24 protein-coding genes and 3 pseudogenes are annotated in these 25,952 nt (G+C 63.1%); 13 read left to right on the top strand and 14 right to left on the bottom strand.

The genetic code is table 11. From position 1 onward, the window contains the following. Position 1 precedes the first annotated feature (1 nt). The 3 genes from QFZ40_RS01510 to QFZ40_RS01500 all read right to left on the bottom strand — a co-directional run bounded on the left by QFZ40_RS01510 (position 2) and on the right by QFZ40_RS01500 (position 4,815). Complete coding sequence (locus tag QFZ40_RS01510) at positions 2-2,032, bottom strand: ABC transporter ATP-binding protein (protein ID WP_306902448.1); 2,031 nt, start codon at positions 2,030-2,032, stop codon at positions 2-4. Beyond that, positions 2,029-3,762, bottom strand: a complete 1,734-nt coding sequence (locus QFZ40_RS01505; protein ID WP_306902447.1) for an ABC transporter ATP-binding protein — start codon at positions 3,760-3,762, stop codon at positions 2,029-2,031. The genes QFZ40_RS01510 and QFZ40_RS01505 overlap by 4 nt, the downstream gene beginning before the upstream one ends. A 141-nt stretch (positions 3,763-3,903) precedes the next feature. Beyond that, positions 3,904-4,815 (bottom strand): LysR family transcriptional regulator, encoded by a 912-nt coding sequence (locus QFZ40_RS01500; protein WP_306902446.1) that lies wholly within the window; start codon positions 4,813-4,815, stop codon positions 3,904-3,906. A gap of 113 nt (positions 4,816-4,928) precedes the next feature. Here QFZ40_RS01500 and QFZ40_RS01495 point away from each other — a divergent pair, with 113 nt between their 5' ends. Continuing rightward, positions 4,929-5,729, top strand: coding sequence for an alpha/beta fold hydrolase (locus QFZ40_RS01495; RefSeq protein WP_306902445.1), 801 nt, complete (start codon positions 4,929-4,931; stop codon positions 5,727-5,729). A 141-nt stretch (positions 5,730-5,870) separates the two neighbouring features. On the opposite strand, the gene QFZ40_RS01490 is transcribed toward QFZ40_RS01495, so the two are convergent. Beyond that, entirely contained in the window at positions 5,871-6,482 is a 612-nt protein-coding gene (locus QFZ40_RS01490; protein ID WP_306902444.1) for a TetR/AcrR family transcriptional regulator C-terminal domain-containing protein, read from the bottom strand. 77 nt (positions 6,483-6,559) lie between these two features. On the opposite strand from QFZ40_RS01490, the gene QFZ40_RS01485 reads away from it, so the two are divergent. Continuing rightward, a complete protein-coding gene (locus QFZ40_RS01485) occupies positions 6,560-7,789 on the top strand; it encodes a beta-ketoacyl-[acyl-carrier-protein] synthase family protein (RefSeq protein ID WP_306902443.1) in 1,230 nt (409 codons plus the stop codon). Between the two features lie 51 nt (positions 7,790-7,840). On the opposite strand, the gene QFZ40_RS01480 is transcribed toward QFZ40_RS01485, so the two are convergent. The 3 genes from QFZ40_RS01480 to QFZ40_RS01470 all read right to left on the bottom strand — a co-directional run bounded on the left by QFZ40_RS01480 (position 7,841) and on the right by QFZ40_RS01470 (position 10,506). Continuing rightward, positions 7,841-8,191, bottom strand: a complete 351-nt coding sequence (locus tag QFZ40_RS01480; protein ID WP_306902442.1) for a YciI family protein — start codon at positions 8,189-8,191, stop codon at positions 7,841-7,843. A 253-nt stretch (positions 8,192-8,444) separates the two neighbouring features. Next, on the bottom strand, positions 8,445-9,653 hold the full coding sequence (locus tag QFZ40_RS01475; protein ID WP_306902441.1) for an IS110 family transposase: 1,209 nt from the start codon (positions 9,651-9,653) through the stop codon (positions 8,445-8,447). A gap of 256 nt (positions 9,654-9,909) precedes the next feature. Beyond that, on the bottom strand, positions 9,910-10,506 hold the full coding sequence (locus QFZ40_RS01470) for a recombinase family protein (protein WP_306902439.1): 597 nt from the start codon (positions 10,504-10,506) through the stop codon (positions 9,910-9,912). A gap of 212 nt (positions 10,507-10,718) precedes the next feature. Between QFZ40_RS01470 and QFZ40_RS01465 the strand changes: the two genes are divergently transcribed. The 4 genes from QFZ40_RS01465 to QFZ40_RS01450 all read left to right on the top strand — a co-directional run bounded on the left by QFZ40_RS01465 (position 10,719) and on the right by QFZ40_RS01450 (position 13,725). After that, positions 10,719-10,961 carry a hypothetical protein gene (locus QFZ40_RS01465; RefSeq protein ID WP_306902438.1) on the top strand — a complete coding sequence of 81 codons (243 nt, stop codon included), beginning with the start codon at positions 10,719-10,721 and terminating at the stop codon, positions 10,959-10,961. 472 nt (positions 10,962-11,433) lie between these two features. Then, entirely contained in the window at positions 11,434-11,850 is a 417-nt protein-coding gene (locus QFZ40_RS01460) for a MerR family transcriptional regulator (protein WP_306902437.1), read from the top strand. Next, positions 11,847-12,278 (top strand): carboxymuconolactone decarboxylase family protein, encoded by a 432-nt coding sequence (locus QFZ40_RS01455; RefSeq protein ID WP_306902436.1) that lies wholly within the window; start codon positions 11,847-11,849, stop codon positions 12,276-12,278. Before QFZ40_RS01460 ends, QFZ40_RS01455 begins: the two co-directional genes overlap by 4 nt. A 901-nt stretch (positions 12,279-13,179) precedes the next feature. Continuing rightward, positions 13,180-13,725 carry a hypothetical protein gene (locus tag QFZ40_RS01450; protein WP_306907014.1) on the top strand — a complete coding sequence of 182 codons (546 nt, stop codon included), beginning with the start codon at positions 13,180-13,182 and terminating at the stop codon, positions 13,723-13,725. Between the two features lie 9 nt (positions 13,726-13,734). On the opposite strand, the pseudogene QFZ40_RS01445 reads toward QFZ40_RS01450, so the two are convergent. Continuing rightward, positions 13,735-13,917: pseudogene (locus tag QFZ40_RS01445) on the bottom strand (nucleotidyltransferase domain-containing protein); the annotation flags it as partial. A gap of 735 nt (positions 13,918-14,652) precedes the next feature. Between QFZ40_RS01445 and QFZ40_RS01440 the strand changes: the two are divergent. Beyond that, positions 14,653-15,270: an MSMEG_1061 family FMN-dependent PPOX-type flavoprotein gene (locus QFZ40_RS01440; protein WP_306902435.1), complete on the top strand. Its 618-nt coding sequence runs from the start codon at positions 14,653-14,655 to the stop codon at positions 15,268-15,270. 254 nt (positions 15,271-15,524) lie between these two features. On the opposite strand, the gene QFZ40_RS01435 is transcribed toward QFZ40_RS01440, so the two are convergent. After that, a complete protein-coding gene (locus QFZ40_RS01435) occupies positions 15,525-15,941 on the bottom strand; it encodes a GNAT family N-acetyltransferase (protein ID WP_306902434.1) in 417 nt (138 codons plus the stop codon). Positions 15,942-16,152: 211 nt separating this feature from the next. Between QFZ40_RS01435 and QFZ40_RS01430 the strand changes: the two genes are divergently transcribed. Then, positions 16,153-16,689: a DinB family protein gene (locus QFZ40_RS01430; RefSeq protein ID WP_306902433.1), complete on the top strand. Its 537-nt coding sequence runs from the start codon at positions 16,153-16,155 to the stop codon at positions 16,687-16,689. Positions 16,690-16,799: 110 nt separating this feature from the next. Here the strand turns inward: QFZ40_RS01430 and QFZ40_RS01425 are convergent, their stop codons facing one another. Further along, positions 16,800-17,306 carry an AAA family ATPase gene (locus QFZ40_RS01425; protein WP_306902432.1) on the bottom strand — a complete coding sequence of 169 codons (507 nt, stop codon included), beginning with the start codon at positions 17,304-17,306 and terminating at the stop codon, positions 16,800-16,802. A gap of 689 nt (positions 17,307-17,995) precedes the next feature. On the opposite strand from QFZ40_RS01425, the gene QFZ40_RS01420 reads away from it, so the two are divergent. Next, the gene (locus tag QFZ40_RS01420) at positions 17,996-18,655 is read left to right on the top strand and encodes a hypothetical protein (protein ID WP_306902431.1); all 660 of its coding nucleotides are present in this window, start codon (positions 17,996-17,998) and stop codon (positions 18,653-18,655) included. 15 nt (positions 18,656-18,670) lie between these two features. Then, a complete protein-coding gene (locus QFZ40_RS01415) occupies positions 18,671-19,282 on the top strand; it encodes a dihydrofolate reductase family protein (protein ID WP_306902430.1) in 612 nt (203 codons plus the stop codon). 483 nt (positions 19,283-19,765) lie between these two features. On the opposite strand, the gene QFZ40_RS01410 is transcribed toward QFZ40_RS01415, so the two are convergent. Both QFZ40_RS01410 and QFZ40_RS01405 read right to left on the bottom strand, forming a co-directional pair. Then, positions 19,766-20,836 (bottom strand): hypothetical protein, encoded by a 1,071-nt coding sequence (locus QFZ40_RS01410; RefSeq protein WP_306902429.1) that lies wholly within the window; start codon positions 20,834-20,836, stop codon positions 19,766-19,768. A 502-nt stretch (positions 20,837-21,338) separates the two neighbouring features. Further along, positions 21,339-21,761, bottom strand: a complete 423-nt coding sequence (locus QFZ40_RS01405) for a hypothetical protein (RefSeq protein ID WP_306902428.1) — start codon at positions 21,759-21,761, stop codon at positions 21,339-21,341. A gap of 293 nt (positions 21,762-22,054) precedes the next feature. Between QFZ40_RS01405 and QFZ40_RS01400 the strand changes: the two are divergent. The 3 genes and pseudogenes from QFZ40_RS01400 to QFZ40_RS01390 form a co-directional block, all read left to right on the top strand. Further along, positions 22,055-22,300: pseudogene (locus QFZ40_RS01400) on the top strand (VOC family protein); the annotation flags it as partial. Positions 22,301-22,312: 12 nt separating this feature from the next. Beyond that, a pseudogene (locus tag QFZ40_RS01395) lies at positions 22,313-22,516 on the top strand (NAD(+)--rifampin ADP-ribosyltransferase); the annotation flags it as partial. A 144-nt stretch (positions 22,517-22,660) separates the two neighbouring features. After that, entirely contained in the window at positions 22,661-23,659 is a 999-nt protein-coding gene (locus QFZ40_RS01390) for an aldo/keto reductase (RefSeq protein ID WP_306902426.1), read from the top strand. Between the two features lie 11 nt (positions 23,660-23,670). Here QFZ40_RS01390 and QFZ40_RS01385 read toward each other — a convergent pair whose 3' ends face one another. Together QFZ40_RS01385 and QFZ40_RS01380 are read right to left on the bottom strand one after the other, a co-directional pair. After that, complete coding sequence (locus tag QFZ40_RS01385) at positions 23,671-24,468, bottom strand: IclR family transcriptional regulator (RefSeq protein ID WP_306902425.1); 798 nt, start codon at positions 24,466-24,468, stop codon at positions 23,671-23,673. A 135-nt stretch (positions 24,469-24,603) separates the two neighbouring features. After that, positions 24,604-25,950, bottom strand: coding sequence for an MFS transporter (locus tag QFZ40_RS01380; protein ID WP_306902424.1), 1,347 nt, complete (start codon positions 25,948-25,950; stop codon positions 24,604-24,606). Between the last annotated feature and the right edge of the window lie 2 nt (positions 25,951-25,952).

Raw genomic sequence — 25,952 nt, 5'->3', positions numbered from 1 at the left:
CCTAAACCTCCGCCACAGGAGCCGCGAACTGCGCCTCGTACAGCCGCGCATACGCCCCACCGGTGGCGAGCAGCGAAGCGTGAGTCCCCTGCTCCACGATCTGGCCGGCCTCCATCACCAGGATGAGGTCGGCGTCGCGGATCGTGGACAGGCGGTGGGCGATCACAAAGGAAGTCCGGTCGGACCGCAGCGCACTCATCGCCTTCTGCACCAGCACCTCAGTCCGGGTGTCCACTGAAGAAGTCGCCTCATCAAGGATCAGCACCGAAGGCCGGGCCAGGAACGCCCGGGCAATGGTCAGCAGCTGCTTCTCACCGGCGGAGACGTTGGAGCCCTCGTCGTCAAGCACGGTGTCGTAGCCCTCGGGCAGCGAGTGCACGAACCGGTCCACGTACGTCGCTTGCGCGGCCTCAAGAATCTCCGCCTCGGACGCTGAAGGCCGGCCGTACGCGATGTTGTCCCGGATGGAGCCGCCGAACAGCCAGGTATCCTGCAGCACCATGCCCATCCGCGAGCGCAGCTCGTTCCGCGTCATGGCCGTGACGTCCACGCCGTCGAGCGTTATCCGCCCCGCATCCAGCTCGTAGAACCGCATCATCAGATTCACCAGCGTGGTCTTCCCCGCACCGGTCGGGCCCACAATAGCCACCGTCTGCCCGGGCTCGGCCACCAACGAAAGATCCGAAATCAACGGCTTGTCCGGCGAGTAGGAGAAGGAGACGTTCTCGAACACCAGCCGGCCGCGGCCCAGCCCGTCGGGCGAGGAACCGGGAACCGGATCGGGTGACTGCTCATCTGTATCGAGCAGCTCGAACACCCGCTCCGCCGACGCCACGCCCGACTGCAGCAGGTTCGCCATGGACCCCAGCTGCGCCAGCGGCTGGGTGAACTGCCGTGAGTACTGGATGAACGCCTGCACGTCCCCCAGCTGCATGGCCCCGGTCGCCACTTGCAGGCCGCCCACCACGGCGATCCCCACGTACACCAGGTTCCCGATGAACGTCATGGCCGGCATGATCAGGCCGGAAATGAACTGCGCGCCGAAACTCGCCTCGTACAGCTCCACATTCTTCTGCCGGAACCGCTCCCCCACCTCCTGCTGGCGGCCGAACACCTTGACCAGCGCATGCCCGGTGTACGTCTCCTCAATCTGCCCGTTCAGCTCCCCCGTGTGCTTCCACTGCGCCACGAACATCTTCTGCGAGCGCTTGGCAATCAGCGCCGTGATCCCCAGCGTCAGCGGAATGGTCACCAGCGCAATCAGCGCCAGCGTGGGCGAGAGGATGAACATCATCACCAGCACGCCCAGCACGGACAGCACCGACGTCACGGCCTGGCTGATGGACTGCTGCAGGCTCTGGGAAATGTTGTCGACGTCGTTCGTCACCCGGCTCAGCAGCTCACCGCGCTGGATGGAGTCGAAGTACCGCAGCGGCAGCCGGTTGATCTTCCCCTCGATCTCCTCGCGCAGCCCGTACACCGTCCGCTGCACCACGCCGTTCAGCACGTATGCCTGCACCCACATGAACGCCGACGCCAGCACATACAGCACCAGCGCCCACGTCAGCACAGAGGCCAGGGCAGCGAAGTCGATGCCGGTCCCCGGCGTCAGCGCCATGGGGCCGAGCATGTCCGCCTTCTGGTTCTCCCCCGCGGCCCGCAGCTGCGCAATCAGCTCGGCCTTGGTCACCCCTGCCGGCAGCTGCTTGGACACGACGCCGGAGAAGATCAGGTTGGTGCCCTCCCCCAGCAGCCGGGGCCCGATGACCTGCAGCGTCACCCCTGCCACCGCCATGAACAGCACCAGCAGCAGCCAGGCCCGCTCCGGCCGCAGCGTGCCCAGCAGCCGCTTCGCCGAGCCGCTGAAGTTCATCGCCTTCTCGGCGGGGATGTTCATCCCCGCGAACGGGCCGCCCCTGCCGGGACCGGCCGCCGGCCGCGGAATGCGTACGACGTCGGCCGTCCCGGTTCCGGGGGCCGCTCCCCTTCCGGCGGTGCCTCCGGCGTTTGGGCCGGGACGCTGCGTGCTCATACTGTCTCCTCCGCTGCCAGCTGCGAGGAGACGATCTCGCGGTACGTCTCCGAAGTCTCCAGGAGCTCACCGTGCGTTCCGCGCCCGACGATCCTGCCGTCGTCGAGCACCAGGATCTGGTCCGCGTCCACGATGCTGGATACCCGCTGGGCGATGATCACCAGCGTGGCACCGGCAGTGTTGTGTTTGAGGGCCCAGCGCAGCCGGGCGTCAGTGCCGGTGTCCAGCGAGGAGAACGAGTCGTCAAAGATGTACAACTCGGGCCGCTTCACTAGCGCCCGGGCAATGGCCAGCCGCTGCCGCTGCCCGCCGGAGACGTTGGTGCCGCCCTGCGAAATCGGCGCGTCCAGGCCACCCTCCATCTCCTCCACGAAGTCCCTGGCCTGGGCGATGCCCAGCGCGGTCCAGAGTTCATCCTCGGTGGCGTCCGGCTTGCCGTACAGAAGGTTGCTGCGCACCGTGCCGGAGAACAGGTACGGCCGCTGCGGGACCAGGCCGATGTGCCCCCAGAGCAGGTCCGGGTGCAGCTCGCGCAGGTCCACGCCGTCGATCCGCACCGATCCTGTGGTGGCGTCGAAAAGCCGAGGCATGAGGTTCACCAGGGTGGTTTTGCCCGACCCGGTGCTGCCGATGATCGCTGTCGTCTGCCCCGGCCGGGCCGTGAAGGTGATGCCGCTGAGGACGGGCTGGTCGGCACCCGGGTAGGCGAATCCGACGTCGAGCATTTCCAGTTCGCCGCGCCGTACAGCACTGCTGACGGGCTTCAGCGGCGGCCGGACGCTGGACTCGGTGGCGAGCACCTCGCCGATCCGGTCCGCGGACACCGCAGCGCGGGGGATCATCACTGCCATGAAGGTGGCCATCATGACGGACATCAGGATCTGCATGAGGTAACTGAGGAAGGCGATCAGGGTGCCCACCTGCATGGAGCCGTCCTCGATCCGGAACGAGCCGAACCAGATGACCGCCACGCTGGAGACGTTCAGCACCAGCATGACCACGGGGAACATCAGCGCCATCAGGCGTCCGGCCCGCAGCGCAACGTCGGTGACATCGGCATTCGCCTGGGCGAACCGGGCTGTTTCCATGTCCTCCCGGACGAACGCGCGGACCACCCGGATGCCCGTGAGTTGCTCGCGCAGGACCCGGTTGACCGTGTCGATCCGGGTCTGCATCTTCCGGAACAGGGGCACCATCCGGGTGACGATGAGGCCGACGGCGACGAGTAGCACCGGGACGCAGACGGCGATCAGCCAGGACAGCTGAGCATCCTGGCGGATGGCCATGATCACGCCGCCGATGCTGAGCATAGGGGCTGCGACCATCATCGTGGCGCTCATCAGCACCAGCTGCTGAACCTGCTGGACATCGTTCGTGGAGCGGGTGATCAGCGACGGCGCGCCGAAGCGCGTGACCTCCTGCTCGGAAAACTCCCCCACCCGCCCGAAGATCGCACCGCGCAGGTCACGCCCAACGCCCATGGCAGCCTTCGCGCCGAAATACACGGCGGTAACGGCGCAGGCTATCTGGGCGAGCGTGATGAGCAGCATGACACTGCCCGTGGACAGGATGTATCCCGTGTCCCCCCTCGCCACGCCCTGATCGATGATGTCCGCGTTCAGGGTGGGCAGGTACAGCGACGCAATGGACTGCGCCAGCTGGAAGATGACGACGGCGATCAGCAGCCGCTGATGCGGCCGCAGGTATTGAACAAGAAGTTTCCAGAGCATCGGGCTCCTACCCATTTCGGTCCCGCCGGAAGCGGTTCGAAGGTCAGTTTACGTCTGGTTGCTGGGGGCAACCAGTAGGCTGCCGGGAGAAGTGGGCCGGTTCTCCCACAGCGTATTTTCGCCTTCGCGCCAGCGGCTGCCCTACGTTTTTTTCGCGACATACCGCCGGGCGTGGGCCACCAGCTGGGTGGTCAGCGGCGAGGCCCCGTGCCGGAGCCAGACCAGCACCGTGGGCATGGGGAGCGACACCCCGGCAAACGGGCGCCATGCGACGCCGGGCGGATCACCAGGCACTACCTGATGCGGCGTTTTGAAGGACACTCCAAGGCCGGCGGCCACCAGGCTCATGGTGGTGGCAATGCTCGGCGACCACCGGTGCGGGCCTGGAACCATGCCGGCGTCCACCAACAAACCCAGCACCCGCTCGCGAACGTCGGGGTCGCCGTCGCGCTGCAGCCAGATCAAAGCCTCACCGCTCAGATCCACGGGGCTGACGGCAGCCAGCTTTGCCAGCGGACTGCCGGACGGAAGGGCTACCCCCATCGGCTCCGTTTCCAGGGTCAGCACACCGATCCGTTCGTCCACTGGCGGCACCGCGTGAATGAAAACGGCATCAAACTCGCCCTCAAGAAGTTTCTGGACGCCTTCCCTTGCTGCCGCGGGCTTAATGTCCACCTCCGGTGCTGCGTCGCCAGGACCCAGTCCGCCTGAGCCGAGATCCTGGAGCAGTTCCGCCAGCAGCGGGTACGCAACGCCCACAGCCACCCCCAGCTTGAGTGTTCCGCTGGGAGGATTGCGCAGCTCTTCCATGGATGCCGCCGCTGCGTCGTGCGCCTGGATGATGTGAACAGCTTCCTGCTGGAGGCGGCGGCCGGCGTCTGTCAGGGCAACGTGGTTGTGGGTGCGGTCCACGAGCCGGAGCCCCAGCGCCTTTTCCAGCGCTTTGAGCTCCTGGCTCAGGGCCGGCTGGGCGATGTGGAGCCGGGCGGCGGCTTTGCCGAAGTGCAGTTCCTCAGCCAGGACAAGGAAACGCCGGAGTTGGCGGATCTCCATGGCCCATCATAAGAATTTGTGATCGTCCGAGTCCATAACGGTCTTGGACGCCAGGTCCCGCCCGGGCGTCCAATGAAGGGGAAAGCAAACCGCAATCGAAAAAGGTGAAGGACATGAGCACAATTGATGGCGCCGCCCAGGTAGAGGCCAACGGCACCACGTTTCACGTTGAAGTGACAGGTCACGGGACTCCGGTCCTGCTCGTCCCGGGTGCCGGCGGTGACGCACGGCAATACGTTGAACTCGCCCGCATCCTTGGCCAGAACCACACAGTTATCACCTATGACCGGAGGAACAACGGGCGCAGTTCCCAGCGGCCGGACTGGGCGGAGACCTCAGTGGACCAGCAGGCCGGCGACCTTGTTGCCCTGGTGGAAACGCTGGCGGCAGAGCCGGCCGTCCTCTTCGGCAACAGCACCGGGGCTTTGATAGCGCTGGGCGCAGCCCTGAACGCTCCCGGGCGCTTTGCCGGCGTCGTGCTCCACGAGCCGGCGCTCCTGGGCGTTCTGTCCAATCCCGACGACGCCATGGCGACGGTCCAGCCAGTGATCGCGGCCGGCGTGGAGACCGGCGGACTTGCCGGCGGGGCCGAGGCCTTCGTCCAGTTCGCTGCCGGGGACGCCGCCCCGCTGCTGCCGCCGGACTTTCTTGACAGCCTCCGGACCAACGCCCGGGTCCTGCTGGAAGCGGAGTTCGGAGCTTTTGCCTCCTGGCGGCCCGAACCGGAGGCCTTGTCAGGAATGGGCGTGCCGCTGGCAGTGCTCAGCGCGGAACAAACCGCCCCGTTCTTCGTAGAGGCGGCAGAGTGGATAGCTTCCTCTGCCGGAGTCGACCGCCGGACGGTAGCCGGTGGACATATGGGGTTCCTTGACCACCCAACGGAACTGGCGAAGGAAATCGATGCGATGTTCTAATCGCCGAAACCGGCCCTTCCGTCACTGACGTTGCCTCTTGCCCTGAAGTGACGGCGGCCGCGGTGCGGGACATTGATCGCATCTGCCGCAGAGGCAGGGGCCAAGAACCCTGTGGGCGGTTGTCCGCCTAGTCTCAGGGATTCACGGGATGCACTCATCCCTTTTTACGGTCAAAGTTCCTGCAAGATCGAGATCATTGCCGTCTCCTGTAACGCCTGCTTGCGAAAGGAGTGTTGCTCCGAACGCTGCGCTCCAAAAGGTCCTGGTTTCGACTGGCAGGGGACGTTGGATCTCCCAGCTTTTTTGCCTCAGTAGGCGGGCGAGGTATCGCTCTGACTGGCGGAACAGCAGATTCAGGTGCTGGTCGACGACCGTTGCGAGATCCGGGCGTGAGGTTCCCACTGCCAAGGCACGGACAACTAGCGGCATGGAGGGCAGAATCAGCACGGTCCGGGCCATGGCGCTGCTAAATGATGACGGACTTTGCACTGAGAGCCCGACGGCTTCAACGCGCTCGGCGTCGTGGAGCAGGGCCAGGAAAGCCGCGTGGACAAAGAGCGAGTCCTTTGAGCCGAAATAGTAGGTCACTTGGTTGGGGAAAGCGCCAGCGTGAGCTGCGATGGCTGCCACGCTGACGTCGCCAGTCGGTTTGGAAAGGTAAAGCGTCATGGCACTGTCAAGGATTCTTTGCCGGGTTGAGTGTCCCCTGGCCTGAGACGGTCCCTCCGGCTTAATCTTGTGTTTAGCGACCATACGAAAATTGTACTTCATACAACTTCCGCGCTATTTTGTATGCCATACAAGATAATCGGCTGGGTGGAGTGATCGCTGTGCATGCAACAGAAATTGTGGTGACAGGGGTGGGGGCTTCTACACCTTTGGGTGGGAACGTGGCCACGACGTGGCAGTCCCTCCTGGCTGGAAGTTCCGGGATTCGGGACGTCGGCATGGACTTTCTGCAGGGCAGCGGGCTTCCCGTCACGGTCGCCGCTCCGATGGCAGCAGACCCGGCCATGTCCCTTAGCCCCGTGGAAGCGAGGCGGTTGGACCGCGTTCAGCAGGCTGCCATGGTTGCGGCGGCGGAGGCCTGGGCAGATGCTGGCACTCCTGTGGTCGATGGCACCCGGCTGGCCGTGGTTGTAGGGACCGGTGTCGGAGGGATTGGGACCCTGCTCCGGGAGGACGACGTTCTAGAGAGCCGGGGCCTGCGCCGGGTTTCACCACGAACGGTGCCAATGCTGATGCCTAATGGTCCGGCTGCCGCCTTGAGCATTCGCTATGGCGCCAAGGCAGGCTCGTATACCCCCGTCTCGGCTTGTTCATCCGGCGCGGAAGCGCTGGTCCAGGCAGCCCGACTGATTCGCTCAGGCGAAGCTGACATGGTCATAGCTGGCGGCGCCGAGGCCGCCATCACCCCTATAACGGTCGCATCTTTTCTCCAGACCCGTGCGCTCTCAACGCGTACCGCTGACCCGGGCTCAGCATCGCGTCCATTTGCCGCGGACCGCGACGGCTTCGTTCTGGGTGAAGGTGCCGGCATCCTGGTGCTGGAAAGCGCCCAACATGCCAAGGCCCGCGGTGCTGTCGTCCTTTCTGTCCTCCGGGGAGTGGGTATCGCCTCCGATGCGTTCCATATGACTGCACCGGCGGATGACGGGGCGGGTCAGATCAGCGCCATCCATAAAGCACTCAACGATGCAGGCATGAGCACAGCAGACATCGGGCACATCAACGCGCACGCCACCGGGACACCTGTCGGTGATTTGGCGGAAGCAAAGGCGATCAGGACCATTTTCGGTGACGCCCCAACTGTGACAGCGCCCAAAGCTTCCCTGGGGCACCTCTTCGGAGCCGCCGGAGCAGTCGAAGCCATCCTGACCGTCCAAAGCATTACGCACGACATCATTCCTCCTACACGCAATCTCCACAACGGAAACGTCGACCCGGAGATCGGACTGGACGTTGCCACGACGCCTCGTCACGGCACACAAAACGCGGCCATCTCCAACTCATTCGGATTTGGTGGCCAGAACGTGTGTTTGGTCTTCAGCAAGAGCTAACAGCGGGCCATAAGTCCTCGGGCAACGGAGTGCGACTGGTTACGCGTTCCCTCAGGTACGGGCGACGACTCCGCCGCTGTGCACAGGACGAACCTCCACTCCACCGCCGGTGAGGATGGAAGGATCCTTGCGGGCCAGGTCTAGCGCTTCGTCGATGTCCGTCGCGTTCAGGATGTAGAACCCGGCGACGACGTCACCGCCCGCGCCATAAGGGCCGTCTGCGGGGCCGGCCGCTCGGATTGTTCGCGCATGGTCCCGCGGCGTGAGGGCATACGCGATGCGCATGCGACCGGTGGTGACGAGAGAGTCGAAGTGTTCGTCGCACTCCTTGAGCTCCTCTTTCGTGGCCTCAGGTGCGTGCAAGGAGTCGTTTGCGTAGATCAGAACAGCGAATTCAGGCATGCGTTCCTCTCAGGCTGATAGCCAAGGGTCGTCAGTTTTTGTCCGAGGGAAGGGATACTACGGGAAGTATGTATGTCCGGCCGTTGACCGCACCGGGAGTAGCATTCCTGTTGCCGGCTGACCTGTCCGCTCGGTCTCAGGGGTGTCCCGTTTCCTTGGTTTCTGAGATATGGGCATCTGGCACTAACTTCCATGTGAATCGCAGCGATAAATGGCGGCATTTTCGCGGCGCTAAATGATGCTCCTATAGCTGTCAATGTTCGTTGAGCCAGTGTTCGTAGCGTTGGTGGAAGAGGTCGTCGCGGGTGTGCCCCCGTTCGAGCCGGGACAGTGCGGTGGGCCAGACGTGGAGGTTGTCCGCTGCGGCCTGGAGGGTGATGTTCTTGGTTTTGCGCAGTGCCCGGAGGGCTCCTGCGTCCGGTGCCGGTTGCGGATGGAGGAGCTGGTTATAGATTTCACGGGCGATGTAGCGTTTGAGGCAGCGCATGATTTCCTTGGTGCTTTTGCCTTCGCCCCGCCGTCTGACGACATATGTTTTCGTGCGGGTGTCGCTCATCATCCGGACCAGAGCTACGTGGTGGACGGCTTTGTTGGCCTGCCGGTCGCCGCCGCGGCTGAGCCGGTGCCGGCTGGTCTTTCCTGAGGATGCGGGGATCGGTGCAACGCCGACGAGGGCCGCGAATTGGGCTTCGGTCCCGACCCGTTCGGGGTTGTCTCCCACGGTGACCAGCAGCTGGCTGGCCACGTCTGTGCCAACCCCGTGCAGGTCACGGAGCATGGGTGCGTGGATGGTGAGGATCGCGTCGAGTTCGGCATCGATCAGCGCCAATTCCTGATGCAGTGCCCGGTAGCGGACCGCGAGGCGTTTGAGCGCGGTGGCGGTGGCGTTTAAAGGTTCTGATATGTCCCCTGCCGGGCGGGTCTTCTCCAGCGCGGCCATCATCGCGGCGCTGGTCAGGCCACGGTATTTGGCGCGCAGCGCCTCGGGGGCGGAGACGAGGAAGCTCTGGACCTGGTTCATGACCGCGACCCGCGCCCGCATCGCCGTGGACCTCTCGGCCCGCAGGACGCGCAGGGCTTCCACGGCTCCGTCCCGGGCTTTGGGTGTGGCGGTGCCTCGGCCGGCCAACGCGGACTCGGCGGCCTGGTAGGCATCCAACGGATCCGACTTCCCTTTCAGCCGGCGCCCCTGCCGGTTTGGGCGCATGACCTCCAAGACCTCGATGCCCTCTTTGGTCAGGACACGGGAGAGCTCGGCGCCGTAGCTGCCGGTGCCTTCGACTCCGGCGGCGAGGACCTGTCCGAAGCCGGTGATGAACGCGATAATCTTTTGGTAGCCGGACCCAACGGCCAGGAATTCCTTATCGGCGACATGGACGCCGGTTTCGGTGATGACGGCGACGTGATGCGTATCGGCGTGGGTGTCGATCCCGACGATGACTTTCCGGTGCTCGTTTGCCATGATGAAACTGGCCCTACCTTCCGTTGCGTGCGGTGGGACATAAAGGGCACGCCGGCCGGGTGGGCAGACAAGACGGTAATGGGATTCCACTGAACAGGCTCCTATGAGGTCATGTCCACCTGGCCGCCGCGTTTTACTGCAGCTGTGCTGCGGCGGACAGATCATTTAGAAGACAAACCCTTCGGGCGTCAGTCGTACCCAGAGTCACACCGCAACACAGCCACTTCCATCATTACCGTCACCCCTGATGTGTCCGCTAAAGGGGCTGAATCGTGTCGCCGCCGCGTTTGATGGCGCGATAGACGGTTGAGCGCGCCACAGAGAAGAGCTCGGCAAGTTCCGCCGTCGTGTGTGTCCCTGCCCGATGAAGGGAGACCAGGTGGGCTTCCTGCCTTTTGGAGAGCTTGGGCTGTTTCCCCCGGAGACGGCCTTTTGCTTTTGCCACCTGCATGCCCTCGCGGGTGCGCGCCCGGATCAGGTCAGCTTCGAATTCGGCGACCATGGCCAGGACGTTAAAGAGAAGGCGTCCTACGGGATCGGTCGGGTCGTAGACGGAGCCGCCGATGCTTAGCTTGACCTCTCGACGAGTGAGTTCGTCAACAATGTCCTTCGCATCCCGCAGCGACCTGGCCAGACGGTCGAGTTTGGTTACAGCCAGGGTGTCTCCGGCACGGCAAGCGGCCAGCGCTTCCCTTAGACCGGGGCGTGCCCGGTTGGCGCCGGTAAGGCCCAGGCCCTGGTCGGTAAAGGTTTTGTCCGGCGACACACCCAAAGCGGCCAGGGCGTTCTTCTGGGCGGTTAGGTCCTGGTCATTCGTGGATACGCGCGCATATCCGATCAGCAGTCCGGTCATAGTCTTGAACGTAGCCGTTTATCCCCCCATCACCGGGCATTTTATCGGGCGGGTCTTACGGGAATCAGGCGGTTGCGGAAACCCGGCGAATCGTTGTCCAACAATCTTGGTTGTCCCTTGCCCCGGTGGCGGACCGGCTTACGGACGCACGGTAGCGGCATAGGCGGCGGGTGTTCGATCATGTTTAGTACTAGTCGACGGAGGGAGCTCAGGTGTCAGATGAAGTACTTTTTGGGCTGTTTGCCATCGGCATAAGCATCCTGGGCTACGTTCTCATTCGGCTTGTCCGCGGAGTCGTCGTCAAGGGGTACTCGCGGACTTTCCCAGACAGGGACGCCGGGAGGTTCAGACGTTTTCAGGAAATCGGCGGAGTGGTTTTTCCGGGCCTGATTTTTCTCATAGGAGTAGGTTTCCTGATCTTCGGGCTTATGGGGGGAAAGGTGGGGAGAGGGTGAGAGACCCGACCACAGCCTTCCTAGGGGCCGTAGCGGTTGTCTTCGGCATACTAATCATTCTCGGCAGGAACCTGTATTCGTCTTTTATGCTGATGATCCTTCGTGGAGTTGGCAACGGTAACCAGGCGACGAAAGGAGTATCGCGCGTCTTTAGTGTTGGCATGGCGGTATTTGGAGGAGTGGTAATAGTGATCGGAATTGTCGTGGCGGCCGTAGGCCTATAAGCCGACGACCCTTCGCGGAACCGTTACCTTGGGCCAGATTGAACTACTGAGCATTGGGGAGCGCCGTCGCGTTCTACGACGTCCTTGAACGGGCGAGCTAAATGCGGGCTTTGGACGAGGATCCTCTATCGAGCACCGGGAGCCGTCCGGAAGACCATCCCCTTGCGGGAATCACTCGTCTTGCCGTGGAAGAGCGACTTGGTGATTGACCTTGACTTGGAGTGCGCTCCAAGTTTTAGGCTCACGGTATGGCAATGAAAGACGCGCTCACGCAGCAGGAGTCGGCCCTGACAATCGCGGAGGTTTCTGAGCTCACCAAGCTCTCGGCCGACACTCTGCGCTACTACGAAAAGGCCGGCCTGATCGAGCGAGTAGGGCGAACGACCGGCAACCAGCGTCGCTACGCCTCCGCAGACCTGGCATGGCTGGAGTTCTTGCTTCGTCTCCGAGAAACCGGAATGTCGATCGCCGACATGAAACGCTTCGCCCGGCTCCGGGCGGCCGGAGATGCAACCATCCCAGACAGGATCGCTCTGCTACGCGACCATGCCGAGGTACTTGCCGCCCACATCAGCGCCCTCCAACAGAACGCACTCGCCCTGGACGACAAGATCACCCACTACGAACAGCAGCTGAACTCAGAGAAGAAAGTAGATCGACGATGAGCATCGACAACACCCCAACCAATGCGGCTCACGCTCGGGAGGAGTCCTTCGAACGCGGGATGGAAGCCCTGACCGCAATCGACGGCGCCGCCGGCCAGAAAGTCATCGACTCCCTGGCCGATGTCTCGCCTGAACTCGGGCATCAGGTCGTCGCCTGGGCCTTCGGGGAGATGTACGTGCGACCCGGCCTTGCCCCTCGCGACCGCCAGTTGGTGACACTCGGCATGTTGACCGCTCTGGGCGGCTGCGAACCCCAGCTCGACGTCCACATCAACGCAGCCCTCAACGTCGGTCTCACCACGGACGAGATCGTCGAAGCGCTCCTGCACTCCGCGGTCTACTGCGGCATACCCAAAGCCGTGAACGCCACCTTCATCGCCAAAAGGGTTTTCAGTGAACGCGGCTTGCTCCAAGACCAGGCCGCCTAGCTTCTCCCGACCCGTCGTTGCCGGGGTAAAGGCAAGCGCGGTTCAGCTGTCCACAAGCCGAACCCTCTACGGGACGTCGTTTACTGTTGTGCTCTCTCAAGGCCCTGCTGTACTCGTCTGGGTTGTTTCTTACGTCAGCTGACACAGCGAGGTGCCGTCGGCTCAGTCGTTGTGCGAAGTATCCCTTGTAAGGAAGAACGATGACGGTGTTGATTCCGCTCTTCCACGCTGGAATGAGTGCCTGAAGGCTTCGGGGCTCGGCATCTTGTGGGAATTTGGGCATGAGACTTTGTTCCCAGGCTTGGTAGGCGTCGCGGTCCAGGCCCTCCCATTCGTACTGCTGGGCCCAAAAGGGTGGGATGAACGGGTTCAAGCCCTGGCTCGGATCTGGGGACTCGCGCATCTCTGCGGGAGTGGGATGGTGCGTCGGATCATTGATGTCGTACCAGCCCCATGCCTGGCTCCACGCCTTTATCCAGCGCGTGCTCCATGTAGCGGCATCTGCTGAGGTCGGCATCTGGGAATCACCGAAGTCGGGCGTGGGTTCCAGCGGCGGGATCCCCATATCAGTAGCGATCGACCATGCTTGCCGGACAAAGAGTAGGAGAGTCAGGTTGTGCGGATCATCCTCGACCCGGATCAGCATGTCGTGCGGCCATGGATTTTCCGGTCTCGGCGTGCTCCATTTCATTCTGCTACCCCCTGTTCAGCCACAGCCAAAGCGGCCCCAGTGCGTTCAGCATCGCACCAGCCCCGCCTGCTGTAAACGCAGGGCGTTTCACTTCAGGAACGCTGAGCGGACAATTCAAAGCCCTGTATAGGGGCGGCTATCGGACGGAAGGTGGGCTCAGTTCTCTGGCCACTTTGCAGGCGCGCTAGCCGTTAGCGGCGCCCAAGGCCGGTGAAAGCGCTGATTGGCCCGTTCGATCGCATCTTCAAGAGCGGGCGGATCGGCGCGGAGGCCCTTGATGAGCTCGTCTACATCGCGCAATCCGGCACGTTCCAGAAGCCGCTTCTCATTCGTGACCCACTCACCGCGAGCAGCCAGAACAGCATGGGCGCTCATCATGGCGGAAGTGGCAAGAGCTCCAGCCAGTTCCGTCAGCTTCCCGGCGTCGACATAGGCAGCGCGCGCGTAATGCAACGTGAGGTCGGCCCGCCCGCGCCATTCAGGCGGAGCGGCATCCCTCAGACGCGGTGGGTACGCCGGATGAGGCAGATCCCCCCGCAGGACTCGATTCATCGCGAGTTCGGCGACGACCAGATAGCTTGGGATACCAGCCAGGTGGAACATGAGGGGCTCGATATGAAAGCGGCCCTGCTGCGCCTCGGCCAGCTCATGTTCGACAACGTGAAGATCCCTGTAATGGACATCGACCCGACGGCCCTCGACTTCAAGCCACGCTCCGCCGTTAAAGACACCGCCACCCCAGCCACCTATTTCTGAGACTGTTCCTTCCCAGCCAAGGGCCCTCAGGTCCGCGGGATCGAAACGATCCCTGTAGTACAGGGCGAAGTCCCAGTCGCTGCCAGGCCCATGAGTGCCGGATGCTCGAGACCCTCCAAGCGACACCGCAAGCACGCCAGGAAGGGCAGCAAGCTGATCTGCGACGTGGTCAACGAACGACGCGTCATCCACGAGGGCCCCGGCGCAGCTTGCCGACACTGTCCACGCGCGCTTTGATTTCGATGTTTATCGGCATGATCCCACTAGACCACGTCGTGATCGTCCAGCTGACATCCTGCACTGCCGGCAAGCCGGTGGCTGGCCGCGACGCTTCTTCGCGTCATTTAGGGAACTTCATCCGGAGAGATCGTCTGCACGGACGAACAGGATCGGGCAGGAACGTCACAATCGCCTCCCCGATCAGGCCCAGTACGGTGGTGTGAGAGAGCGCCTTGAGGTGGATTGGAAAGAGATGGATATGCAGCCAGAATTCAGGGGAGGGCTCGCTGTCCCTGGAAAGTTCAGGGCAGGCACGCCATGGATCCTTCTCGTCCCGACAAAGGAGCATCTGGAGTTCCGGACGCGGCATGGGCTAGGCAGGTTCTTCGGCCCATGGAGGCTGGAACGGGATGACGTCAGTCTGGTTTACCGGACGATGAGGGGCCTAGATGCCTTTCACGGTCTGGGATTCCTGCGGCGGGACCGAACCTGGTGGACATTCTGGACCTATCACCCCAACGAGGTGCTGGATTGCCTTGAGGAGCTCGGCTACCCGATTGATCCCAGAACGCGTCAGGGGCAAGGCCGATTCTTTGCCCGGTGAGTCGCCGCAACCGCAGCCGCAAAGGGATTGGCAACGGACATTTTGTTCACGGCCAACCCGGCGTCCATAGCCAACCGGCTTGGCCAGCAACTTAGGCTTGGGACATGGACACCATCTCTAGCGCTGACGAACTCGAAGACCTGATCGGGCTCCCGCTCGAGCGTGTGCGCCGGAAGGTGCGCACCTCACTCAGCGATTTCGACAGGCAATGGCTGGCCGCCAGCCCCTTCTGCGTCATCTCGACGACGGACGCGCATGGTCGCGTGGATGCCTCACCGAAAGGCGATCCTGCCGGTTTCATCCAGGTGCTGGATGACCACACCATCGCTATCCCGGAACGTCCAGGCAACAAGCTCGTGTTCGGCTTCCACAATATTCTGGAGAACCCAAACGTCGGCATCCTTTCCGTGATTCCCGGTCGTACGGATACCTTGCGGATCAACGGGGCGGCACAAATTGTCCGCGATGCCGGATTCTTCGACCTGATGGTGGTCAAAGGGCACCGGCCGCGGGCCGCCGTGGTGGTTTCCGTGGAGGAAGTGTTCACCCACTGCGGCAAAGCATTCTTGCGTAGCGGGCTGTGGCAGCCCGAGACCTGGAATACGGACGTACTGCCGAGCATCGCGGTGCTCTCGAAGGCCTACACGCAACCCGAAACCCCGTTGGAGGACCTTGAGTCCTATTACGGGCCGTCGTACGCCGAGCGGATTTATCGGGAGTAGGCAGACTCAGGCCAGGTAGACCGATGCCCGGCATCAGACTTGACCACAAACCGCAGGTCCATGCCCTGAGCAAGTCTTACCCTACAAAAAATCAGATCTGCTCCTCGATCCCGACAAAAGTACGCCCAGGTAGCGTCGACGCCGAGCGAGACTTTGAACGAGTGAGCGCCCGGTGAAGGATCCGCTTCCGGGCATCTCAGCTCAGGCGTCAATGCGATTGCTTCCACGCCATTCCGTGCCCGCTGAGCGTCCGGCTAACGGTTCAGGAGCTTCTGTCTCATCACTGGTCGGGTTGGGTAGGTACGCCCGATCTCGGCAAACCCGACTCGCTCGAACATAGCGAGTGTTCCAGTGAAGAGGGCAGATGGCGACGGGGCGCCGGCGAGACCGCTGGTGTCAATGGGGTGGCCTTCGACCATGGAGGCACCGTGCTGCGCTGCCCAGTCCACCGCGGCGCCGAGCAGCACAGTTCCGATGCCCTTCCCTCGGTATTCGCGGCGCACCACGAAGCAGGACACCCACCACGCGTCGGGATCATCGTCAAGGATCCTGGCGAGTGCGCGATTCTCGGCGACTCCCGGCAACGTCAAGCGCGGTACCACCCGCGTCCAGCCGACGACGTCGTCGTCGAGGTAGGCCAGCAACCCGATCGGGACCTCGGCTTCCTGCACTTCACGTCCTAGCGCGCTCCGATTGTCTGGCTCCTCGTGCCGAAGAAATCGTTGGCACCAGCATGAGTTTGGGTCCTTCTCTCGGGCTCCGAAGACGTGCCCCAGTCGGGGCCACTGATCAGCAGTCGCTGGCACTACACGCACGGCGGTCTGGTCGAATCCTTCCCCGGCTCCAAAGTCCATGTCTGTCCTCTGCTCTAAGGTCTTCCCTATGACGCTAGATGAGCACGGCCGCACAGAGCCACCTCTGGACGGCAACGAATGGGAGACCTTGACCGGGTTCCTCGACTACCAGCGAGCGACCTTCGCATGGAAGAGCGCCAACCTCACGGCCGCTCAACTCTCGCAACGCCTACCTCCGAGCACCATGACTCTCGCCGGGCTGATGAAGCACTTGGCCTGCGTGGAGGACGACTGGTTCGGGCGATGGCTCCATGACGAGCCACCCCGAGAGCCCTGGGCCTCGGTGGACTGGGCAGCAGAACCGGATTGGGAGTGGGAGTCTGCCCGGGCAGACACCCCAGCCGAAGCGCGCACCCTGTGGCAGCAGTCCGTCGCCCGCGCTCGGACCGCCGCGGAAAAGGCCTTCGAGGCCGGCGGTCTCGACTGCAAGACGCGCAGGACCTGGCCCGACGGCAGGTCACCCAGTCTCCGCTGGGTAATCACCCACATGATCGAGGAGTACGCACGCCACAACGGTCACGCCGACCTTCTCCGCGAATCAGTAGACGGCCAAGTCGGTGAATAGCTCTCCGCCCGGATAGCCTTCCCCTTGCGGGCACCCTGCGCCAAATAGCGCCGTGAAAACACCGCCATTTATCGCCGAAAGTCACAAACTTCCACCAGTCTCGTCAACTCTCAGATTGTCCGTATTGCGCTAAGAATTGCGTCTACGACCTCCGCAAGGCCTACGGTGGCGTCAATCTTGATTGCATTACCTGGCACATCTTCTCCTGTCCGATGCAGGTGTTTGATCATTTCGCGTTCCTCAGGTCGTCCTCCCCACTCCCCCGGTGTCCGCTGGTTAAGCCGCCGGTATAAAGTCTCAGGGTCGAGTTCGAGAACGAAGACACCATCAAATAAGTCAATGAACTTAGGGAAATTTCTTGAACCACCGCAGAAGAACGTCACTGCCTCAGACTCGTCTGCGATCTGAGCCCTAACGGAGTCCACGTCCCAGATGTGATGATCATGCACGGATATGCCAGTGACTCCAGCTACCGGTCTACCGGTTTCCGGATTGCCTTGATAAGCCAACTCGCGGTCGCCGTTGATGGCGTGAAAACCTCGCCGTTTCAACTCTTCACATACAGCCGTCTTGCCCGTGCCAGAAACGCCTTCGATCAGGTAATTCTTTCGGCCCATGCCTCATCGTAGCCATGGCCACACCTCGTCCCGATAGCCTTTAGCCGCTCCCTAACACCACCGCTCTCGGAACCTATGACCATCATCAAGAGCCAGGCGTGATCAAGTCTGAGCCTTTTGCCGGCCATGCGCGCAAGGCCGCGGAGGGCCGAGCAAACTCCGGCATAATGACGGGATGGGGGAACAAGCAGACTCACATGCACCGACGCGAGTGAACGTGGAGGCGCAAGCGGAGGAACCGCGCGCCTGGGTGAGACCAGCTGACATGCCTGACATCGCCCCGATCAGCCAACTGGCCATCGCCTATCCAATCCTTGGCGTTCTGTGGTTCGTATGCATGATGTCTGCGAGCCCTGGATATGAGTTCCTAGGCGCCGTCATCTTCCTGATGATCGGACCTTTTTTCGTGATGGGGGCAGGCGTGGTGCTTGGCCTTCCTGTTCGCCTGAACCGCCGGTTGAGCCGGTGGTGGCTGGGAAACTGGCGAGTGTACATTCTCATTGCGGCCGCCGGAGCAGGGCTCCTGATTGCCGTTTTCAACGTACAGGAGCGCCAAGTTGGCGTAATCGATGGAGTTCCCTTTGACGTAACGACACCCCATCCGGGCCTACTCACGGCCGGTTGCTTCGTCCTTACTTTCCTCGCGGTAAACGCGTCGCTCCCCCTCCGATTCAGCAGCCGGACCGCCCATGACAGAGCGGCCTAGGGCCGACATGCGCGAAGAGGCCAACTACGGGGAAAGGGCGAGTGTCCCACAAGGGCCCCCGCGTTACCCCGTAAGCCGCGACACGCAGTACCGGGATGCCAACTGGCAGTACCTCGCCGCACCACCGCCGATGCCCCCTCAAAAGCTAGGCGACCTTCCTCGTGAGCGTTACGGAAGCACGGGTATGACGCCGTTCGGCCAACTGGCTCTGGCTTTCGCCATACTGGCGCCAAGCTGGTACGTGATCCAGATGTCCCTGGCGGTCGCCTACGACGGGTTGCTGAGTTTGGTCGGCCTGGCTCTGAACGGTCTCATTAGGCCAGCGGTCACTATCCTCGGAGTTGTCGTGCTCGGCTTCCCTGTTCGCCTCATACCGTGGGTCAACCGCCGGTGGGCCGGCAACGGCCGGGTCTATGTCTCAATAGCTGCCATCGCCGTGGGCCTGATGACCGCAGGATTCCTGACAGGGGTTCGACAGGTTGGCACGGAGGACGGCATCGACTACGACACCCTCACGCCGGATCCAAGTCTCCTCTACAGTGGCTGGTTCCTCCTCGCGTTCCTCCTGGCGAACGCAACACTCTCATCGCGCAGCGATGAATTTCCCGCGCCGAGCCCGATCTATACGCTGGAGACCGACTGACGGAAGGCTGGCGCCATGCGGAAACTGATCTACGGCATGAACCTGACCCTGGACGGCTACATCGCCGCGGCCGGCGACGACATTGGCTGGAGCGGGCCGAGCGAGGAACTGTTCCAGTGGTGGCTCGACCAGGAGCGGGCGATCAGCCTGATGCTGTACGGGCGCAAGCTCTGGGAGACGATGAGCTCCTACTGGCCCACTGGCGACCAGCAGCCCAACGCCACCCCGGCGCAGATCGAGTTCGCGCGGAACTGGCGGGACACGCCGAAGGTGGTGTTCTCCTCGACGGTCGACAAGGTTGACTGGAACACCCGCCTGGTCAAAGGCGACGCGGTCGCGGAGATCATCCGGCTCAAGGCCGAGGACGGCGGCCCCATGAGGGTCGGCGGCGCAACGCTCGCCGGGGCGGCCATGCGGGCCGGGCTGATCGACGAGTATGCGATCGTTACCCATCCGGTCCTGGTGGGCGGCGGCACGCCGTTCTTCACCGCGCTGGACGGCTGGATGAACCTGAACCTCGTGGAGACGCTGACGTTTCCCGGAAGCGTGGTACTAACCAGGTACGAGGCGCTGAGCGCGATTCCTCCGGGCACCACCCGCGGCCCCACGTCGGTAGCCAGCGGATGACCACATTCGCCGAGAGCTACGATTCCGCCCGGAAAACCATCCATCCGGTCACGACCTAGGCCATAAGCGGCCTGGGCAGCACTGAACAGGACGGCGCAGAATCCTGCCGGTCAGCAGTTATCGGTGATGGACGGGCCAGCGGTGTGAATCGCAGCGGTAAGTGCGGTATTTTCGCAGCGCTAAATGGCGCGTTTGGTGCCGTTCAGCTGCTGCAGCACCGCCTCTCCGCGCTGTTAGAAGGTCGGGCGGTCTGCTCCGTCGACTGTCTTGCAAAGCTAGGGATTCGAGACGCAACCGCGAAACACCCTGCGCCTCGTATGGCCCTCAATATCTGGCGATTCGTGCTGCCTCCAGTGGTGTTTTGACCTGCATCTCCTTGGCATCCAAGCGGGATGCTGCGCAGGGGCCCGGGCACTCTGTCCAGGCCCCTGCGCAGCATGGCTGCCTGACGTCAACGCTTTTGGGAGGGATGGTTAACCGGTCTTAGTTGAGTGGAAGTCCGAAGTGGTAGGTGTGGCCCGTCGTGTTCATGGACTTGAATGGTCCCTCGCATTTTCCCGTTATTGCTGAGCAAACGGAGATACCTGGGCCGATCAGGGTCAACTCTTCAGCGCCGGCCCAACCGTAGCGCTGCTGGAAACCGCGTTCGATCTTGACGCTTGTGCCGGTCGCCGTCTCGACGATCAGGTCATAGGCCGGGGCGTACCAAAACCGGCCCCCAGGGCTGAGGCCACTGCCGAAAGCCGTCCGGTCTCCATAGGAAGAGTGGACCGATGACAAGACGGTTCCGTCAGTGTTCTCGAAATCGATGCGCTCCTCCCTCTCCACCGCCCAAATGTCTCCACTGACATCGGCCACATGGCGGTTGCTCAGTTGAGGAGCTTCGCCGGCGGCCCACCGCCAAACCCACACGTCCTCGATTACCCCTCCACCTGGCGAGGTTGCGTAGTAGAGGGCGGCATCATCGATTGATCCGTAAACCACACTTTTTTCGGCTGGTAGAGACTCGATCACTGCCTGGGCGAGCCGCTCCCCGGTGCTTGGACGCACGACGACGATTTCCGCGTTGTATTCGTACCTTTGGACCCAAGAGACCAGGTCATGGCTGGGGTTACCGACAATGTCCCGAATATCCCGAAACTCACCCCATTGACGGCCCGCGCGCGTTTCCTTGGGTTCCAGCCAGCCGAGCTTCCTGATGCTGTGTTCCCAGTCTGCCCAAACAAGCCTCGACGTCTGGGCATCCGCATAGACCACACCAGTGGAAGTCGTTGTGAATGACGCCACGCGAGCCGGTGGCCATCTGTTTTCCCCGACATATAGGTTTCCCGCATCGGTGTAGAACAGGGCATCAGGGCCCCAGCCTTCGCGTGCGGCAACAGATAATTCAGATTCCGAAGTCGAAGGCACCGGAAAGGCCGAATCGGGAAGCGGCCGCTCCCCATCCGGCTCCTCATAGGTGCATCCGCCGACCCAAAACGCCAATCCCAGGCTGACAATGAGCGCCGCTACCCGCTGACGCCCTGATTTACGACTCCACACCCCGCGGCTCACCTCCACACCTTCTGCTCACCTTGCAGGCTCCGTAGTCGGAAAACCGGCGGACGGGAGGGAGACGTCGTCGGGCTCATACTGGCACCCGCCGAGACATCCAATCAGTGCGATAGCCACCAAGGGCAAGAGATGGTGCGACCGCTGAGCGGCCTTTTCGCGGGATGTCACGGGGCTCATCGATCCACCAAGCCGCTACAGGGTACTGTGAGGCCCCGCAGCCGGGCGGCCCCGCGGGCGGCCCGAGATGGGATGCCGTCGCCTCAAGTCTCCTCCGGCACGGAACCCGTGACAATGAAGAGTTGTACGGAGATCAGTTTCGACTCATGCGATCCCCCGAAATGATCGGAGCGCCCTGAAGAAGTGTTGAGGAAACTCCCTGGCCATCTGGGTGGTTAGGCCGGGGAAGGCGGCACGCATGTGCCGGGCTTCCTGGTTTTCCCTGAGTTTTGCTGTGGTACTTCCGTGGGCGGCGGACCGCCCCACGTAGTTCCTGGTGCGTGTATCAGCCCTTCATTCCGGCGCCCGGTCCGCCCGATTCCGTGGACGTCACGGTGAAGGATGCGTCTAGATAGACAGTGGCGCGGGTGCCGTCGGACTTGATGATGTGGGCCTCATAGACCGCCCCCTCGGCATCGTTTTCGACCCTCTGGATGGTGGCGCCCGGGTTGGCCGCCAGAGCGGCTTCCGTAACTTTCGTGGCCGTATCACCTGTCAGCAGGGTCTCCGTAATGCCGTTGGCCTGGTGCCCGCCCTTGGTCTCGTCACGAGCTGTGGAGGACGAAGCCGGGCTTGCAGCGGTGCTGGTCTGGCTGGAATCGCCGGTGGTGGCAGCGTTCGCGGGCAAGGCAGCTGCTGCCAACGCGCCGCCTCCAATCACTGCTGCCAGCGCGAGGCCGGCCACTGTTGATTTCATTGTGGTCTTCATGTCAGGACTCCTTCGGTATTTAGCCCTCCTGGAGGGGAATGTATCAACCATCCCCACCCGGACTGTCACGCGTTTATGGCTACGCTGTGCAGCTGCTGTGCATGTTTTAGTGATCGACTCGCTTACGGGCGCGGCTGAGACGGAAGATACTGGTTTTGGGCGGTTCAGACGCAGCTGGCGCAAAGGTGGAAGGTATCGGAGGATTTGGCAGGAATTACTCGGCTACCGAATCGCTCCTAACCACAGCACCTCCGTGAAGCTCGTCGGAGACGACGGGCCGACCCTGCTTATACAGCCGTCGGACAGCCCAATCGCACAGGGGCCCATCCACTTTGGATCTCCGGCCGGAAGATCAGCGGGCCTGTGTGGACCAAGCTCTCAGGCTCGGAGCCATGCGTGTGGACATCGGGCAAACCGGCGACGAGGGATGGGTCGTCATGGCCGACCCCGGCGGGAACCTCTTTTGTATTCTTCAGTCTCAGGCCGACTACCAGGACTCGCTGGCCAACGATTCGGGCACCCCGACGCTGGTCGATTAGGCTTTCGCCAGACCCCTGTGGGCGTTCGAGGACGACCCGAACGTGACCGACAAGAAATTCCCCGGCAACCCCACCCGGTCATATCGCAGCACTGCCCCGCTCAGGGTCGTAGGCGAAGTCACCGATTGGACACGACAGGCGCCCGAGGCGCTACAGGCGTGGAAAGAACGCCTGGCAGCCCTCCGCGCGGACGAGCGCGGCGAAATCATCAACTGACGAGGATCATGCTCCCTCAAGTTATCAAGGGTGTACTGCCAGGCCCTCCCTGGAAGCTGAATGGCCGACTACCGTCTCTGCTAAGTAAGAAAAATGAACGGCTAGGCGCAGCGGAACGGTTCCGGCCGGGTGAGGAGCACGACCATGGACAAGCGGACTCTTGGCACCGGAGGCTTGGAGGTCTCGGCGATCGGGCTGGGCTGCATGAGTATGACCGGCGGCTACAGCGACCATCCCGACCGGCAGGAGATGATCTCGCTGGTGCGTGCCGCCGTCGAACGCGGTGTCACCTTCTTCGATACGGCGGAGATCTACGGCCCCTACGCCAACGAGGAACTCGTGGGTGAGGCGCTGGCCCCGTACAAGGACCAGGTGGTGGTCGCCACGAAGTTCGGCTTCGACATCGACCCCGTCGAACGCAAGCCGAGGGGACGGGTCACCAGCCATCCGGACAGCATCAGGCGCGCCGTCGAGGGCTCCCTGCAGCGGCTCGGCGTGGAGGCCATCGACCTCTACTACCAGCACCGGGTGGACCCGGACGTGCCCATCGAGGACGTCGCCGGCACGGTCAAGGAACTCATCGCGGCAGGCAAGGTGAAGCACTTCGGGATGTCCGAGGCGGCGGCCGGGACCATCCGGCGGGCGCACGCGGTGCAGCCGGTGACGGCCGTCCAGAGCGAGTACTCACTGTGGTGGCGCCGGCCCGAGGAGGAAGTGCTCGCTGCCTGCGAGGAACTGGGCATCGGCTTTGTGCCCTACAGCCCGCTCGGCAAAGGCTTCCTCACGGGCACCATCAGCGCCGCCACCAGCTTCGAGGCCGGCAACGATGTCCGCAGCACGATTCCGCGGTTCACTCCAGAAGCACGCCTGCACAACCAGGCCGTCGTCGACCTTCTCGAGGGGATGGCACAGCGTAAGGGCGCGACGCCGGGCCAGATCGCCCTGGCCTGGCTCCTGGCCCGGAAACCCTGGATCGTCCCGATCCCCAGCACGCGCAAGCTGCACCGGCTGGAGGAGAACATCGATGCCGCGGACATCCGGCTCACCCCGGATGAACTCACCGAAATCCAGGAAGCGGCCGACAGGATCCAGGTGCAGGGCGGCCGCTACGACGAGGCCGCCGAAGCCAGGACCAACCTGTAAGCGAGGAGCGCTCAGGAAACCTTTGGCATGGAGACGCCCAATTCACTGGAGATGGTGCGCGCGGTTTCCAGCAATTTGGCGGTCACCCTCTCCATCTCCGGCTTATCCACCTCTTCAGCGGGGAAAACAACGGTGATCGCCAGCGGCAGCGAGTCCACAGAGGAAAAGACGGGGGCAGCGACAGAGGAAACCCCCGGGATAATCCCCCCGGAGGTGACCGCGTAGCCGGCGCGAAGAACTTCCTGGCGGCTCCTCGCGATGTCGGCATCCGAGAAGGCGTCACTGCTCAGGCGCGCCCGGTCCGCCGCCAGCACGGCAGCGGACATGGATTCCGGCAGGTAGGCGAGGAAAATGAGCCCGCCGGAGGAAGTCAGCATCGGGAGTTTCGCGCCGACCCGGACGTTGAACGGAAGGACGTGCGCGCCGTAGTCCCAGCGGACCACCATCGGCCCGTCCTCGCCCCAGACGGAAAGGTTCACCGAGTGCCCGCAGTCGTCCCGCAGCCGCATCGAATATTCGGAGGCGACCGATACTTCGTTGGTCCGCCGCAGCGACTCCGCACCGAGGCGCCGCATGGCCGGGCCGAAATCGTACCTGCCGGTCTTGGGCGACTTTGAGGCCAGCCCGGAACGCACCAGGCTGACCAGATACCGGTGGGCCTTGTTGGGCTGGAAGCCGCTTCGCTCGGCGATCTCTGACAGCGGCATGGGTCCGCCGCCGTCCTCGAGCGCACGGAGGACCCGCATGGCCAGCTCAACGGACTGGATGCCTTGCCGCTCGGCGGCTGATTCCCGGTCCGACTCGCTCACAGCAGCCCACTCCCCTTGCTTGTTTTTGGCAGTTCACACGACGCGACACCGGCATCACCCCGGCCTGCTTTCGGGGCAGGGCGGGGTGCGGCCAGTGTACTTGGTGGACAGTTGAACCTGCTAAGTGAAAAAGTCCTACGCTCCGGTCACCGGCAACTGGACGGGTACCTGCACCGGAGCCGGGATGGCCACGGTCTTCGCCTTCACCCTCGGCACCAGGACTGAAGCGACAGCACCCACCACTGCCGGGATGGCGAAGGTGTAGAAATTCCACTCCACGGAGAGCCCGGAGGTTAGGACCCAGGCACCGAGGGCCGGGCCCACGATCGCTCCCATGCGGCCGAAGGACAGCGCCCAGGCCAGCCCGCTGCCGCGGATATCATCCGGGTACCTGGTCAGGATGAATCCGTTGACGAGGATCTGTGACCCGATGAAACCCACACCGCTGAGGAACATAAAGATGAAGAGGATAACCACGTTGGGGTTCACGCTCATCACCATCAGGCTGACGGCACCAGTCAGGAACGCCACGACTACCACGGGCTTGGCGCCTACGGCATCGGCAATCCGCCCGCCGATCACAACGCCGACGCCGACGCCGACCCACATGGCGGCCGTCTGCAAAAGAGCCGATGCCAGGGAGTAGCCGTTGGCCTGCATCATCGTCGGCAGCCACGCGGTGATGCCGAAGACCAGCAGGAGCCCGCAGAACGTCATGACCCAGAAAAGCAGCGTTGCCACCGCGACTCCGGAAGAAAACAGCGGACCGATGCCGGCGAGGTGACGTTTGCCCGCCGCAGTGAGCACCGGCGTCGGCAGACCCATGGATTCGCTGAGGAGGTGGGCGTCGGCAACCCTGCCGATCCGGAGGAGGTGGACCGGCGGGACAGGCAGCAGTTTCCAGGCGAACGGCAGGATGACCAGCGCCGGGATAACCCCGATGATGTACAGCCACCGGTAGGACGTGACCGGGAGGAGTACGGCGCCGAGCAAGGGAGCTGCCAGTCCGCCGGCGGCATAGCCTGCCATGACGATGCCGGTGTTACGGTTACGGTGCCCCGGGACGGAGAGATCAGCCACGTACGCCAGCAGCGTGGGCAGGATGACGCCAAGTCCCAGGCCCACCAGCGCACGGCCGGCCCCGAAGAGAACCACATTGGCCGCCACAGCACTGACCACCATGCCCAACGAGAAAATAATGCAGCTTGCCAGGATCAGCCGAAGGGCTCCGATCCGCCGGATAAGGGCTCCGGCAAGGCCTGCGCCCACCAGCATGCCGACGGCGACGACCGAACCCAGGACGCCGGCTGACGCCTTGTTGACCTGCAGGGAGCTGTCGTTCAGGAGGGCAGGCACCGAGACGCCGTAGACGGCCAAGTCGTAGCCTTCCAGTGCCGCCATCACGAAGGCAACGGCCAGCAGGACCCTCTCCGATATGGTGCGAACGTCCCCTTGTCCGGCATAGTTCTCAACTGTTGACATGG

The organism is Arthrobacter pascens, from assembly GCF_030816475.1.
In the GTDB taxonomy this organism is placed as follows: domain Bacteria; phylum Actinomycetota; class Actinomycetes; order Actinomycetales; family Micrococcaceae; genus Arthrobacter; species Arthrobacter pascens_B.
The sequence above is the reverse complement of the archived record's forward strand: the minus strand, read 5'-3'. Positions and strand labels throughout refer to the sequence as shown.